Origin of the sequence: Ciceribacter sp. T2.26MG-112.2 (genome assembly GCF_900492205.1) — a bacterium.
Lineage (GTDB): Bacteria > Pseudomonadota > Alphaproteobacteria > Rhizobiales > Rhizobiaceae > Allorhizobium > Allorhizobium naphthalenivorans_A.
The window spans coordinates 26,687-40,580 of record NZ_UEYQ01000029.1; the positions used below are offsets into that span (position 1 = coordinate 26,687).

The 13,894-nt window shown below is 64.6% G+C and carries 15 protein-coding genes, 1 tRNA gene and 2 pseudogenes; 12 read left to right on the forward strand and 6 right to left on the reverse strand.

Translation table 11 applies throughout. The annotated features are described in order from the left end of the window. Window positions 1-8 precede the first annotated feature (8 nt). Together DYZ14_RS21640 and DYZ14_RS21645 are read left to right on the forward strand one after the other, a co-directional pair. Window positions 9-1,412 carry a lipopolysaccharide biosynthesis protein gene (locus tag DYZ14_RS21640; protein WP_154722625.1) on the forward strand — a complete coding sequence of 468 codons (1,404 nt, stop codon included), beginning with the start codon at window positions 9-11 and terminating at the stop codon, window positions 1,410-1,412. A 2-nt stretch (window positions 1,413-1,414) separates the two neighbouring features. Then, entirely contained in the window at window positions 1,415-2,692 is a 1,278-nt protein-coding gene (locus DYZ14_RS21645) for a GNAT family N-acetyltransferase (protein ID WP_154722626.1), read from the forward strand. Between the two features lie 15 nt (window positions 2,693-2,707). Here DYZ14_RS21645 and DYZ14_RS21650 read toward each other — a convergent pair whose 3' ends face one another. Beyond that, on the reverse strand, window positions 2,708-4,345 hold the full coding sequence (locus tag DYZ14_RS21650; protein ID WP_154722627.1) for an AMP-binding protein: 1,638 nt from the start codon (window positions 4,343-4,345) through the stop codon (window positions 2,708-2,710). Between the two features lie 231 nt (window positions 4,346-4,576). On the opposite strand from DYZ14_RS21650, the gene DYZ14_RS21655 reads away from it, so the two are divergent. Then, window positions 4,577-5,023: a hypothetical protein gene (locus DYZ14_RS21655; protein ID WP_154722628.1), complete on the forward strand. Its 447-nt coding sequence runs from the start codon at window positions 4,577-4,579 to the stop codon at window positions 5,021-5,023. A 42-nt stretch (window positions 5,024-5,065) separates the two neighbouring features. Here the strand turns inward: DYZ14_RS21655 and DYZ14_RS21660 are convergent, their stop codons facing one another. Beyond that, window positions 5,066-5,473: a tautomerase family protein gene (locus DYZ14_RS21660; protein ID WP_154722629.1), complete on the reverse strand. Its 408-nt coding sequence runs from the start codon at window positions 5,471-5,473 to the stop codon at window positions 5,066-5,068. Window positions 5,474-5,591: 118 nt separating this feature from the next. Here DYZ14_RS21660 and DYZ14_RS21665 point away from each other — a divergent pair. After that, a pseudogene (locus tag DYZ14_RS21665) lies at window positions 5,592-6,459 on the forward strand (LysR substrate-binding domain-containing protein). A gap of 67 nt (window positions 6,460-6,526) precedes the next feature. On the opposite strand, the gene DYZ14_RS21670 reads toward DYZ14_RS21665, so the two are convergent. Further along, window positions 6,527-6,611: transfer RNA gene (locus DYZ14_RS21670), tRNA-Leu, on the reverse strand. Between the two features lie 189 nt (window positions 6,612-6,800). Here DYZ14_RS21670 and DYZ14_RS21675 point away from each other — a divergent pair. Beyond that, window positions 6,801-7,382, forward strand: a complete 582-nt coding sequence (locus DYZ14_RS21675) for a YqaA family protein (protein ID WP_154722630.1) — start codon at window positions 6,801-6,803, stop codon at window positions 7,380-7,382. Window positions 7,383-7,394: 12 nt separating this feature from the next. Further along, complete coding sequence (locus tag DYZ14_RS21680; protein ID WP_154722631.1) at window positions 7,395-7,907, forward strand: disulfide bond formation protein B; 513 nt, start codon at window positions 7,395-7,397, stop codon at window positions 7,905-7,907. 7 nt (window positions 7,908-7,914) lie between these two features. Here the strand turns inward: DYZ14_RS21680 and DYZ14_RS21685 are convergent, their stop codons facing one another. Together DYZ14_RS21685 and DYZ14_RS21690 are read right to left on the reverse strand one after the other, a co-directional pair. After that, a complete protein-coding gene (locus DYZ14_RS21685; RefSeq protein ID WP_115670272.1) occupies window positions 7,915-8,472 on the reverse strand; it encodes an HNH endonuclease in 558 nt (185 codons plus the stop codon). Window positions 8,473-8,569: 97 nt separating this feature from the next. Continuing rightward, window positions 8,570-9,217, reverse strand: coding sequence for a DNA-3-methyladenine glycosylase family protein (locus tag DYZ14_RS21690; RefSeq protein ID WP_154722632.1), 648 nt, complete (start codon window positions 9,215-9,217; stop codon window positions 8,570-8,572). A 53-nt stretch (window positions 9,218-9,270) separates the two neighbouring features. Between DYZ14_RS21690 and gluQRS the strand changes: the two genes are divergently transcribed. Next, entirely contained in the window at window positions 9,271-10,152 is an 882-nt protein-coding gene (gene gluQRS, locus DYZ14_RS21695; RefSeq protein WP_154722633.1) for a tRNA glutamyl-Q(34) synthetase GluQRS, read from the forward strand. Here gluQRS and DYZ14_RS21700 read toward each other — a convergent pair. Continuing rightward, window positions 10,120-11,019: a YihY/virulence factor BrkB family protein gene (locus tag DYZ14_RS21700; protein ID WP_154722634.1), complete on the reverse strand. Its 900-nt coding sequence runs from the start codon at window positions 11,017-11,019 to the stop codon at window positions 10,120-10,122. The genes gluQRS and DYZ14_RS21700 overlap by 33 nt on opposite strands. Window positions 11,020-11,116: 97 nt before the next feature. Between DYZ14_RS21700 and DYZ14_RS21705 the strand changes: the two genes are divergently transcribed. From DYZ14_RS21705 to DYZ14_RS21725, 5 genes and pseudogenes are all read left to right on the forward strand, one after another. Beyond that, a complete protein-coding gene (locus DYZ14_RS21705; protein WP_154722635.1) occupies window positions 11,117-11,950 on the forward strand; it encodes an SDR family oxidoreductase in 834 nt (277 codons plus the stop codon). Window positions 11,951-11,980: 30 nt separating this feature from the next. After that, the gene (locus DYZ14_RS21710) at window positions 11,981-12,178 is read left to right on the forward strand and encodes a twin transmembrane helix small protein (protein WP_115670277.1); all 198 of its coding nucleotides are present in this window, start codon (window positions 11,981-11,983) and stop codon (window positions 12,176-12,178) included. A 15-nt stretch (window positions 12,179-12,193) separates the two neighbouring features. Next, window positions 12,194-12,772, forward strand: coding sequence for a cob(I)yrinic acid a,c-diamide adenosyltransferase (locus tag DYZ14_RS21715; RefSeq protein WP_154722636.1), 579 nt, complete (start codon window positions 12,194-12,196; stop codon window positions 12,770-12,772). A 28-nt stretch (window positions 12,773-12,800) separates the two neighbouring features. Beyond that, window positions 12,801-13,586 carry a rhomboid family intramembrane serine protease gene (locus tag DYZ14_RS21720; RefSeq protein WP_154722637.1) on the forward strand — a complete coding sequence of 262 codons (786 nt, stop codon included), beginning with the start codon at window positions 12,801-12,803 and terminating at the stop codon, window positions 13,584-13,586. A 182-nt stretch (window positions 13,587-13,768) separates the two neighbouring features. Continuing rightward, a pseudogene (locus DYZ14_RS21725) lies at window positions 13,769-13,894 on the forward strand (electron transfer flavoprotein subunit beta/FixA family protein); the annotation flags it as partial.

The window sequence follows — 13,894 nt, forward strand, 5'->3', positions numbered from 1 at the left end:
TGTCGATCATGGCGGTCATCCACACAGCGGAGAAATTGCTGCCATCCGGCCTCCACCCGGCATTGCACAAGCTCGCCTCGGCGCTGTCGCGCAAGGACGAGACGGCGCGCGCCCAGCGCATGGCGTTGATCGCCTTTGCCATCCGCGTCGTCTCGGCCGCCATCGCCTTCGGCTCGCAGATCATCCAGGCCCGCCTGATGGGCGAGTTCGAATACGGCATCTTCGTCTTCGTCTGGGTTCTGGTCGTTCTGTTCGGCAACCTCTCCTGCCTCGGCTTCCACACCGCCGTCATCCGCTTCCTGCCGCAATATGACGCCCGCGACGAGCGCGACGAGATCCGCGGGTTGACGATGACGGCCAGGGTCTTCTCGATCAGCTCGGCCAGCGCGCTCGCCCTCATCGGCTTTGCCGTGCTGCACGTCTTCGGCGAGGCGATCGAGGCCTATTACATGATCCCGCTGTTCCTCGGCCTCCTGGCACTGCCGATGATCGCGCTCGGCGACGTGCTGGACGGCACGGCGCGGGCCAACAGCTGGCCGGTGGCGGCACTTTCGCCGACCTATATCGTCCGCCCGCTGCTGATCCTCGGCTTCATGCTGGCGGCCGTCGCCCTTGGCGCGCCGCAGACGGCGACGACGGCGATGCAGGCGGCGCTTGCCGCGACCTATGTGACGAGCCTCGGCCAGTTTCTCACGATCGACCGCAGGCTGCAGGAGCGCTATGTCGCCGGGCCGCGCAAGATCGATTTCCTCGCCTGGTTCAAGGTGGCGATCCCGATCTTCCTGATCGACGGCTTCGGCTTCCTCCTGACCAATTCCGACGTCGTCGTGGTCGGGCTCTATCTCGAGCCGGACCAGGTGGCGATCTATTTCGCCGCCGCCAAGACCATGGCGCTGGTGCAGTTCGTCTTCTTCGCCGTCAAGGCGGCGGCCGCGCCCCGCTTTTCCGCGATGATGGCGGCCGACGATCTCCGCCCGCTCGCCGTCTTCGCCGGCACCACGGTGCGCTGGAGTTTCTGGCCGTCCTTGGCTGTCGGCACCTGCGTACTCCTGACCGGCAATCTGCTGCTGTCGCTGTTCGGAGACGCGTTCACCGCCGGCTACTGGCTGATGGCGATCCTGTTTGCCGGCAGCCTGTCGAAGGCGATGGTCGGCCCCGGGGAAGTGCTGCTCACCATGGCCGGCAAGCAGCAGCTCTGCGTTTCGGTCTATGTTGTGGCGCTGGCAAGCAATATCGGCCTCAACATCACGCTGATCCCGCTTTACGGACTGACCGGCGCGGCAATCGCCACCGCGACGGCCATGCTGGTCGAGGCGATCCTGCTGCATCTGGCCGTGCGTTCCTCGCTCGGTATCGTGCTCTTCGCCTTTGCCGACCCGCTGGCGATCCTGAACAAGACGAGGACGTCCTGATCATGGTGGAACCACCGATCTACAGCGAGAGCATGAACAGCAATGCCAACCGGCTGGTTGGAAAGCTGGCGGGCGAGACGGACGGTCGCCCCGCCGCCGACATGCGTCTCGACGTCGGCCGGCCCGGCCGGCAGCTCAGCCTTTATCCCGGCCGCGTCGGCTACGACCTGCAGGAGGAACTCGACTTCCTCACCTATCGGGTGATGGAGGCCAATGTCTTCTTCGCCCCGCGCTTCCTCGCACCCGCCATGCCGCGGCTCGAGGAAAGGCTAATCCGCCTCGCCGTCATCCGCGACGAAGACGCACGCCGCAGCCGCGTGCGACTGATGATGCCGTTCTCCGTCGAGAAGCCCGGCTTTTCCGTCGGCCCGTCGATCCTGCGCGTCTGGTCCAATCCGTTCGGCCCGCTCGGCACGCCGCTGGTCGACGCCGAAGGTGCGGCGGAGACGATCGACAACATGCTCGAGGCCCTTGCCCGACCGGAGGCCCGGTTGCCGGGTGTGCTGGTCCTGCCGGACCTGCGCCTCAACGGCCGATTTGCCCAGTTGCTGAAAGCGGTGGCGATCGGCCGCGACCTGCCGCTGACCGTCACCAACACCTTCGACCGCCCCATGCTGCAAAGCGAGGAGGACGGCGACGCCTATCTCAAGTCGACGATCGCCAAGAACCACCTGCGCGACATGCGCCGGCAGTTCCGCCTGCTGGGAGAACAGGGGCGCGTCAGCTACAGCGTTGCCCGCCAGCCAGACGACATCCGCCTGCGCATGGAAGAGTTCCTGGCGCTCGAGGCGAGCGGCTGGAAGGGGCGAAAGCGCTCCGCCATGGTCATGGACCGTTTCCGCGCCGCCTTTGCCCGCGAGGCGATCACCAACCTTGCCGAAGTCGATGCCGTGCGCATCCACACGCTCGACCTCGACGGCCGGGCGATCGCCTCGATGGTGGTGTTCATCATGGCCGGCGAGGCCTATACGTGGAAGACCGCCTATGACGAGCGCTATGCCCGCTTCTCGCCCGGCAAGCTTCTGCTCGCCGACCTCACCGACTGGCATCTCGACGACGCCAATATCGAACGCACCGACAGCTGCGCCGTGCCGGACCATCCGATCATGAGCCGCTTCTGGAAGGAGCGCGAGGAGATGGGAACGCTGCTGATCGGCCTGAAGCCCAATGCCGACCGCGACATGCGCCAGGCTGCGACCCAGCTGCACCTGTACCGCAACACCCGCAACCTCGCCCGCATCCTGCGCGACAAGATCCTGTCGCGCCGCTTCAACGACTGAACGCCCCGCCCGAGCCTATTCTGCGGCGATGGCCGGTTCCCGGTCGCGCAAGAGCCGGCGGATGACCTTGCCGCTGGTCGTCAGCGGCATTTCGTCGATGAACTCCACCTCGCGCGGATACTCATGCATGGAGAGCCGCTGCTTGACCCAGTCGCCGATCTCGGCGGCCAGCTGCGGGCTCGGCGCATAGCCGGCGGCCAGCACGACGAAGGCCTTGACGATCTCGGTGCGCAGCGGATCGGGCTTGCCGATGGCGGCCGCCAGCCGGACCGCCGGATGGCCGGCCAGACAGTCCTCGATCTCGGCCGGACCGATGCGATAGCCTGAAGAGGTGATGACGTCGTCGTCGCGGCCGAAGAATTCGACATAGCCGTCTGCATCCATCCGGCCGAGATCGCCCGTCTTCATCCAGTCGCCGACGAATTTTCGCGCGGTCGCCGCCTCGTCGTTCCAGTAGCCGAGAAACATCACCGGATCGGGCCTTTTGATCGCCACCTGGCCGGTGACGCCCGCGGGCACTTCACGGCCCGCCTCGTCGATGATCGCCACCCGATGGCCAGGCACGGCGCGGCCGATGGCGCCGGCCCTGGTCACGCCGAGATTTGCGGCCGACCCGAGGACGAAATTGCACTCGGTCTGGCCGTAGAACTCGTTCGGCACGATGCCAAGCGTCGCCTTGACCCATTCATAGGTCTCGCGGCCGAGCGATTCGCCGGCCGAGCCGATGCTGCGCAGCACGAGATCGTATTTCTCCAGCGGCTTTTCGACGGACTTCAGCAGGCGCAGGGCGGTTGGCGGGATGAAGGCGTTTCGCACCTTCATCTCGGCCATGATGCGAAAGGCCGTGTCGGGATCGAACTTCTGCGCCGGCGAGGAGACGACCGGCACGCCGAGCATCAGCGCCGGAAGCAGCGCATTGAGCAGTCCGCCGGCCCAGGCCCAGTCCGACGGGGTCCAGACCTTGTCGCCCCGTTGGGGGAGGAAATCATGCACCATCTGAAAACCGGGAATATGGCCCGGCAAAACGCGATGGCCATGCAGCGCGCCTTTCGGCGGACCGGTGGTGCCCGAGGTGAAGATCATCAGGGCCGGAGTATCCGGCCCGGTATCGGCAACCGCAAAGGCGGACGGATGGGCGGCGACGAGATCGCCAAAGGAATGGGCGCCGGCGCGGGGGGCGCCGGTCGTGACTATATGCTCGAGGACCGGCAGGCGCGGCCGGATCTCGTCCAGACGCGCAAGGCCGAAATCATTGGTGACGATCGCCTTCGCGCCGGCCGCGTGCAACCGGTATTCCAGCGCCTCCACCCCGAACAGCAGCGCCAGCGGCAGGGCGATGGCGCCCATCTTGTAAATCGCCACATGGGCGATCACCGTCTCGAACGATTGAGGCAACAGCAGCGCCACGCGATCGCCGCGGGCGACGCCGAGCGCGGTCAGCGCATGGGCGAAGGCCGAGGATTGGGCCGAGAGCTGGCCATAAGTCATCGACGGGTGGTGGCCGTCGGCCGAGAAATGTTCGAGGCAGACCCGATCGGGGTGATGCCGCGCCCAGTCGTCGCTGACCGCCCGGCCAATGTTGAAATTTACGGGGATGTCCCAGGCAAAGTCGCGACACAAACGCTCATAGGAGCTGCTTTCGGGCAGAAACATGCGGTTTTTTCCGTATTGACCTGCCATTTTGCTAGCATCCATTTCGCAACTGCACAATGGAAGGGCGAATGCGGTCAGGCCCCGCTCCAGCGGTCTTGCATTTCTGGACAGCGCTGAAAGCGACGTGCTAGCCTATTGAATAAAGCTTCACGTCCCGAACCGAGTGTGAGCCGGCTTGGCCATGCTACGGAAAGGAACGGAATTCCCTTCCTGATCGCAGAGACCCATTCGATGAAAACACCCGGCAAGAACCCGCGTCCCGCCCAGCCCCTGCGGCAAATTACCGTCGATGCCGGGCTACTGCCGAAGGCGCCGAATGCAAAGCGTGGCCAGGCCGCGGCCGATCGCCCGGCGACGGCCACGGTCAACATCGTCGCCCCTGTACACCCGGCAGTCTCCGCCGCCCGCATGCAGATGAAGCAACAGGCGATGACATCTGCGCTGAGGAAGGTTGGCGCCGCCGTCGACAGCGGCGAGATGCCGGCCGCCGAAGCCAAGCGGCTCGTGCTTGGACGCGTCGTCAGGGGACTCGGATCGGTCGAGGCCGCGGAGAAATGGTATCGCAGCCACCACATCGCCGAACTGGGCGGCAGAACACCGGCCCAACTGGTGCGCGCCGGCGAATTGAAGGCGCTGCTCGGTCATCTCAACTCGGCGAAGGAGGGGGCAAAGACCTGAGGCACCCCGCCAATCGCACATTGACCGGGATCGGCGCGGCTGTCACGCCGCGTCGAGCCGGCCCTTGATATAGCGATATTCTTGCGTGACGCCGCCGAAGCCATAGGCTGCGGCCGAAACCTCATGCACCAGCACATAGCTTTCCGAATGCACATTGCCGACCAGCGAACCGAGCTCGGAAAAGACGGCGGCCATATAGTCGGCAAGTTCACTCTTGGTGTTGGTGCCGTCGACCACCTTGATATCGAGCCAGAAACTGTGGGCGCCTTGCGCGGCTAGCGACTGCCCACCCGCGAACCAGTGGTCCGGGTCGATGTGGGAAATTGCGACCGCCGTCACCGTCGGATCCTTGCGCAGATGTCGGCGGGTAAGCTCGGTGATTCTTCCCGCGATCCGCGCCGAGCGCTCGGCATCGGGTGACGTGGTAACGGCTATGTTGATGATCGGCATGGTTCATGTCCTCTCTTGTCGTGGCGAAGGCCAGCGGTCTGGCAAGCTCAGGAATGACAGAACTGAACAATCAGAAAAATCGAATTGTCATGAAGCTATATTTCGACAATATCGAAGCATGGAAACGATCGACCCGGAATTGCTTCGCACCTTTCTCGCCTTCGTCGACACCGGCTCGCTGACGCGTGCCGCCGAGATCGTCGGCCGTTCCGCCATCGGCGGTCACCGCACAGATGCAGCGCCTCGAAGTGGTGGTGGGAGACACACTTCTCGAACAGGCCGGTAGAGGCCGGACATTGACGCCGACAGGCGAGGCGCTGGTCGGTCATGCGCGGCGAATTCTCGCCGCCCACCGCGAAGCCCTGCTCAGCCTCAAGGGCGCCCGCGCCGATGGCCGGATCGCACTGGGCTGCACGCAGGATTTCGCCGAACGCGGGTTGCCGGACATCTTAAGATTGTTTTCCGACACCCACCCTCGACTGCGCCTCGATTTGAGGATCGGGCGATCAGCGGAGCTGGCAAGCGCCTTCGCGCGCGGCGAACTCGACCTGGCCCTTGCCATGCGCAACGGGACATCGATCGACGAGCGCATGGTGCTTCGCGAAACCATGCTGTGGCTCGGCTCGGCCCATTGCCTGCAACGTGCCGGCGGCGAAGTGCCGCTTGCCCTGCTCGACGCGCCTTGCAGCTTTCGCCATGCCGCGATCGCCGCCCTGGATGGCGCGGGCCGCCGCTACCGCATTGCGGCCTCCAGTGCCAGCCTGTCAGGACTTGCCACCGCACTGAAGGCGGGGATCGCCGTGACCGCACGAACCGCGCGCATGACGACCGACGGCATCACCCGTCTCGACAGTGCCTTTGCTCTACCAGAACTACCCGACGCGGAATTCTCACTCCGACTGCGCCCGGACGCAACGACGCCGGCGCGTAACCTTGCCGACCTGCTTACGGACATGCTGCCGCAATCCGCTCCGGGGCAGTGCTGAGCGGATCTGACAAGCGCATCGCAGTCAAAACGACGGGCAGGCGTGGCCGCGGCCGGAAAAAGTGGAATGGTGCCCCATGCCGGAATCGAACCAGCACTCCTTTCGGAACTCGATTTTGAGTCGAGCGCGTCTACCAGTTCCGCCAATGGGGCACAGAAGCGTCTTGTTTCGGTTAGACAGCGCCGGACTATACGAAGCGCGCCGAGGCGGTCAACCGCCTTTTTCGCCGAAGCACGTTCACATGATTGTTTTCGATCGGAATGGTGCGTTGCAGCGCCGGGCATTTACAGCGGCCTGCCGCTTGACTAAAACCGCTCGGCCCGAGGAACAGGAAAATAACCATGCTGCGCCGCCTCTATGATTGGACCATGTCGCTGGCGGCAACGCGCCATGCCGAAAAAGCGCTGTTCGGCGTTTCCTTCGTCGAGAGTTCGTTCTTTCCCATTCCGCCGGATGTTCTGCTGATCCCGATGGTGATCGCCAAGCCGACGCATTGGATCAGATTGGCACTGATCTGCACCATCGCCTCGGTGCTCGGCGCCTTCCTCGGCTACGCGATCGGCATGTTCCTCTACGAACTGATCGGCAAGCCGATCCTTGCGCTTTACGGTGCCGAGAACTCCTTCAACCAGATCGCCGAATGGTACAATACCTGGGGCGGCTGGGGTGTGCTCTTTGCCGCCATAACCCCCTTCCCCTACAAGGTCCTGACGATCTTCTCGGGCGCCACGGGGCTCAACTTCTTCGTTTTCACCGTGGTCAGCATCATCGGCCGCGCCGCGCGCTTCTTCTTCGTCGCATGGCTGCTGGGGCGTTACGGCGAGCCGATCCGCATCTTCATCGAAAAATATCTCGGCCTTCTTTTCACCCTCTTCATGGTGCTGCTTCTCGGCGGCTTCTACCTGGTGAAATTCGCCTTCTGACGGGATCGTACAATGAGCCTCTCCGCCTCCCTCGCAAGATCCGACACCGCAATCGCCGCAGTCCTGACGCTTGGCATGGCCGTCGTCGTCGGCTCGGCGCTCGGCTTCGAGCATATCGGCGGCTACATTCCCTGCGCGCTCTGCCTCTTGCAGCGAAATCCGTACTACATCGGCGTGGGCGTGGGCGTGCTCGCCATCCTGTCGTCGATCTTCAAGCTGCCGCCCGCCGTCACGCGCGGCCTGTTCGCCGTGATCGCCGTGCTGATGATCGTCAGCATCGGGCTTGGCACCTATCATGCCGGCGTCGAGTGGAAATTCTGGGAAGGCCCCGCAAGTTGCACGATCGGGGCGACCGGCGGGGAAGCCCCGGTCAACGTGCTCGAAGCGCTGAATTCGACCAAGGCGCCGTCCTGCACCGAAGCGACGCTGCGCGTGCTGGGGCTGTCCTTTGCCGGCTGGAATGTGCTGACGAGTGCCGTTCTGGCCGCGATCGCCCTTTGGGCGACGTTCCGCAAGCGCGGCTGAGAACCGCCTAAGGCTGCAGTTCGGAATCCCAGTAGAGATAGTCGACCCAGCTTTCATGCAGATGGTTGGGCGGGAACGACCGGCCATTGTTGTGCAGATCCTGCACGGTCGGGCGATAGGGCTTCTGGTGCGGGAACATCTGTGCCTGACGCGGCAGCTTGCTGCCCTTGCGCAGGTTGCACGGCGAGCAGGCGGCCACCACGTTTTCCCAGGTGGTCTCGCCGCCATGGGCGCGCGGGATGACGTGGTCGAAGGTCAGGTCCTCGTCGGAGCCGCAATACTGGCACTCGAACTTGTCGCGCAGGAAGACGTTGAAGCGGGTGAACGCCGGATTGCGGGTCGGCTGGACATAGGTCTTCAGGCTGACGACGCTCGGCAGCCGCATGGAAAAGCTCGGCGAGCAGACGGAATGGTCGTATTCGGCGATGATGTTCACACGGTCAAGGAAGACCGCCTTGATCGCGTCCTGCCAGGACCACAGCGACAAGGGATAATAACTCAGCGGCCTGTAGTCGGCATTCAACACGAGCGCCGGCAAGGACTGGGGTGAGACTGCAATCGTCAAGGCATTCTCCTGATCGATTCGGCACCTGTGTTTTTATATTAGGTCCGTTGTGACAGCCTTGTGAAGCCCCCTTCCTGATGGGTGTCGTTGTGCCGCGCTATTCGGCCGCCGGCGCGGCCTCCCGGCCCGTTCGCGCCGCATAGTGCGCCCAGAACAGCCGCGCGGCGACCGACCGCCAGGGCCGCCACGCCTCGGCGATTGCACTGACCTGTCGGATGTCGGGCCGCGCATCGTGGCCGAAAGCATCGCCGACGGCAGCCCGCAGCGCCACGTCGCCGGCCGGAAAGATGTCGGGATGGCCGCCGCAGAACATCAGGTAGACCTCGGCGGTCCACAACCCGATCCCCTTGAACACCGTGAGCCTTCCGATCGCCTCGGCCGCATCGAGCGCAGCGATCGCCGACAGGTCGAGGGATCCGGAGGCGACGGCGCGGGCGGCAAGCTCGAGGGTGGACGCCTTGGCGCGCGACAGGCCGAGGCCGGCGACGGTTTCAGCATCGAGCGCGAGATAGGCTCCGGCCGCGGGCAGACCGCCTGTTGCCGCCACGATCCGCCCCCAGATCGCCTCGGCGCTGGCGCGCGAGACCATCTGCGAGACGATGATGTGGGCAAGCCCGGCGAAACCGGGTTCGGCAAGACGCAGCGGCAGCGGCGCCAGGCGTCGGGCGAGCGGCTCGAGGCGCGGATCGATCGCGACGAGCTCGGTGAGGCCCAACGCCACATCCGCCGGGCTGGCAATGATCATTTCGCTTTCACCCCGCTCTTTTCCCCGAACCGCATTTCGTGCGAGATGGAAGCATGATCCCGTCCCACCGTCAAAGACCGGCCCTGCGCTTCGCGCCGAGCCCCAACGGCCTGCTGCATCTCGGCCACGCGCTGTCGGCGCTCTTGAATGCCGACAGGGCCGAAGCCCTCGGCGGCCGTTTGCTGCTGCGCATGGAAGACATAGACGTGACCCGCTGCACACCCGAATTCGAACAGGCGATCTTGGAAGACCTTGCCTGGCTCGGGCTCGACTGGGAGCAACCGGTGCGCCGCCAGTCGGAGCATTTCGACGACTACCGCGCGGCGCTCGACAGGCTGATTGCCCGCGGTCTCGCATATCCGGCCTTCATGACCCGTGGCGAGGTGAAGGCGCACGTCGCGGCAAGCGAAGCACAGGGCCGTTCCTGGCCACGCGATCCAGACGGCGCGTCGCACTATCCGCCTTTCGAGCGCGGCCTTTCCGACGGCGAGCGAAAGGCGCGCATCGCCGCCGGCGACCGCCACGCATGGCGGCTCGACATGGGACGGGCGATCGAAGCATGCGGCGAGCCACTGTCCTGGACGGAAACGGGCGACGGGGAAACCGGGGAGATCGCCGCCGATCCGGCGGCCTGGGGCGACGTCGTGCTGTGGCGCTCCGACGCGCCGTCGAGCTATCACCTGTCGGTCACCGTGGACGATGCCCGGCAAGGGATCACGCACGTCGTTCGCGGCCTCGATCTCTTTCATGCGACTTCGGTGCATCGGCTCTTGCAGAGGCTGCTCGATCTGCCGGCCCCGGTCTATCATCACCACCGGCTGATCCTTGGGGCCGACGGGCGCAAGCTGTCGAAAAGCGAGGGCGACACCGGGCTGCGGGAACTGCGCCGGCAGGGCCTGACCTCAGCCGACATCCGCCGGCTGGTCGGGCTGTGACTTGGGCACGTCGACCGCCCGGACCTTCTGGCCGAACACCTCGAATTTCAGAAGCGCCGCGTTGAACTCGGCGCCGATGATGAAGATCGCGCCGACCATGTAGAGGAAGACCAGCACCACCATGATCGAGGCGAGACCGGCATAGGTCGCGGCATAATTGGCAAAGCTCGCGAGATAATAGGCGAAGATCAGCGCGCCGACGAGCCAGAGGATCAGGGTCAAGAGCACGCCGGGAATGACGTCGCGGACGCGCCGATGGCCGGCCGGCAGGCCGAGATGGAAGACCATCAGGCCGAGGACCAGCACGGCGAGCGTGCCGTAGATCCGCCAGTTGGAGACGGTGGCGAGGAAATCCTCGAGCAGGGGAAACCATTTTTCGGCAAAGGCGAGCGCCACCGGGACCGCAACGAGAAGGGCGCTGATGGCGGCGAGCGCGATGACCGCGCCGATGACATAACCGAGGCTGACGAGGCGCGTGATGTACCAGGGGCGGGTCTCGGGTACGCGATAGGCGCGATTGAGCGACGCCCTGAGCGCCTCCACCCCATTGGAGGCGAAATAGGCGGCCGCCAGCACCGAGATCGTCAACAGGCCGCCGCGCGGGATGGTGAGCACCTCGACCACCTGATCCGACAGCGGCTTGGCGATCGCCTCCGGCCAGGTGTCGAAGATCAGATGCACGGCCGTGTCGGCAAAGCTGTCGGCACCGAGCAGGCCCGCCAGCGCCGTGCCGAAGATCAGGAAGGGAAAGACGGCCAGCAGCGCCGACAAGGCCACATGGCTCGCCATGGCCCAGCCGTCGTCTTCGCTGAAATGATTGAGGGCGTCGAAGCTGACCTTGTAGAGCATGCGCAGGAACGCCGGCATCAGATCTCCTTGCTTTCGCTGGCCGCTGGCTCGACGGACCGATTGTCACCCGCGAACGAATATGGGAAACCCGCACGGTTTGTACAGGGAACAATCAATGACGGACAGAGCGACCATCATCGTCACCGGCTGCTCGAGCGGGATTGGCGCCCATTGCGCAAGGGCGCTCGCCGCCGACGGGTGGCGCGTGTTCGCAACCGTCCGCAGGCCGGAAGATCTTCAGCCTCTCGAGGCCGACGGCATCGAGGCCCTGCTGATGGACTATACCGACGCGGCGAGCATTGCCGCGCTGGTCGAAGAGGTGACGAGACGGGCCGGCGGGCGGATCGACGCGCTGTTCAACAACGGCGCCTATGGCCAGCCGGGCGCGATCGAGGATCTGTCGACCGACGTTCTCCGACAACAGTTCGAGGCCAATTTCTTTGGTTGGCACGAGCTGACCAGGCGGGTGATCCCGCTGATGCGGGCCCGCGGCCAGGGCCGGATCGTCCAGTGCTCCTCCATCCTCGGGCTCCTGCCCTACCGCTATCGCGGCGCCTATACCGCCTCGAAATATGCGCTTGAAGGCCTCACCGTCACGCTCAGGATGGAACTCGAAGGTTCAGGCATCCTCGTCAGCCTGATCGAGCCGGGGCCGATCGAAAGCCGCTTCACCGCCAATGCGCTGAAGATGATCGAGGAAAATGTCGACCTCGACAATTCCGCCCATGCGGGGGAATACAAACGTCAGTTGGCGCGCCTCGACGGGACAGGGCCGGTCAACCGCTACAAGCTCGGTCCGGACGCCGTCTACAAAGTGCTGAAACACGCCTTGACCGCCACCCGCCCCCGCACACATTATCCCGTTACCGTTCCAGCCCGGCGGGGCATTTTGCTGAAACGCCTGCTGCCGGCCGATCTCTTCTACCGGCTGATGCGGATGCTGGACTGACAAACCTTTGAGAAAGCTCGCATAAAAACGATGTCCACCTTCACCACCGTGCTCACCCTGATCGTCATGGGGCTCGTCGTCCTGGTTCTCATCCGGGGCCTTTTCAACATGATGAAGGGCGGCAGCGGCAACACCTCCAACAAGCTGATGCGTATGCGCGTGATCCTCCAGGCCGTGGCGGTCGCGCTGATCATGCTGACGCTGTGGCTGACCGGCGGCGGCCGCTAGGAAAGGAACGACAAGATGGTCAGGCTCAACAAGATCTATACCCGCACCGGCGACGACGGCACCACTGCGCTGGTCACCGGCCCGCGCCGGCTGAAGCACGATCTGCGCGTCGACGCCTATGGCACGATCGACGAGACCAATTCGACGATCGGGGTCGCCCGGCTGCACACCGGCGGAATGCCCGAACTGGACGGCATGCTGATGCGCATCCAGAACGACCTGTTCGACCTCGGGGCCGATCTGGCGGCGCCCGAAACCGGCGAGACGCTGTCCTACGAGCCGCTGCGGGTGATCGAGGCGCAGGTCACGCGCATCGAGGGCGAGATCGACCAGCTGAACGCCAATCTCGATCCGCTCAAGTCCTTCATCCTGCCGGGCGGATCGCCGGCCGCCGCCCATCTGCATCTGGCCCGCACGGTGGCGCGGCGCGCCGAGCGCATCATGGTCGAACTGTCGCGCTTCGAAGGCGAGACGATCGACGAACCGGCGCTGAAATACATCAACCGTCTGTCCGACTTCCTGTTCGTTGCCGCCCGCTTCGCCAATGACGGCGGCAAGGCCGACATTCTCTGGGTTCCGGGCAAGAACCGATAGACGGCCGACAGGCCAAGGGGGTCGTCAAGTGTTCATTCCGCTGCACGACCGCAACGCCCTCAAGCACATCCGGCGGCAATACGTCACCTTCGGCCTGATCCTCGCCAATGTCCTGATCTTCGCCTTCACCGTCCTTCTGACGCCGGAAGCGGTGGCGGAGGCGAGCGTCTTCGGCTTCGGCTTCATCCCGGCCGTGGTGTTCGACAGCGCCGTGCTCGATCCTTCGCTGGTGATCGTGCCGCCCGACGCGACCTTTCTCACCTATTCTTTCCTGCATGTGGACCTGATGCATCTCGGCTCCAACATGCTGTTCCTCTGGGTGTTCGGCGACAATGTCGAGGATGCGCTGGGGCATTTTCGCTTCCTGATCTTCTATCTCGCCTGCGCCGCGGCCGGCGCCCTGTTCCACGCCCTCGTCGCGCCGCTGTCGCAAGCGCCGCTGATCGGCGCCTCAGGTGCCGTCTCCGGCGTGGTCGCGGCCTATCTCATGCTCCATCCGAAGGTGCGGATCTGGGTCCTCGTGCTGTTCCGCTTTCCCCTGCCGCTGCCCGCCTTCGTGCCACTGGCCTTCTGGATCGGCCAGCAGTTCTTCATGTTGCTGGCCGACGGCGAAACCAATGTCTCCTGGGGCGCCCATGTCGGCGGCATCCTGGCAGGCGCAATTCTCGTGCTGTTCATGCGCCGTCGCGGGGTGCCGCTGTTCGACCGTACCATCGTCACGCCGGCTGCCGTCCGGCATCGCCTCGAGCCCGCTCCGCGGGTGGTCCTGCCGGCCCCGGTTGAGGCGAAGCGCCCCGTTCACTGGGGCCGTTGAGCAAAATCGCGACGAGAAATGTTGACGCGCACGTAAACGTCAATTATTCCTTCGGCAAAATCAGAACGCCCTTCGCAGGAGCGTTGTGTTTGGGGAAAAAATGCGTATCGATGTCGCCATTCGAACATCGGCGGACCGCGCTTGAGCGCATTTTCCGGCGGGAGCAGTGAAGGAAGGAACCCATGAAGATACTCGTGACCGTTAAGCGGGTTGTGGACTACAACGTCAAGATCCGCGTCAAGACGGACGGGACCGGCGTGGAGCTGGCCAACGTCAAGATGTCGATGAACCCGTTCGATGAAATCGCC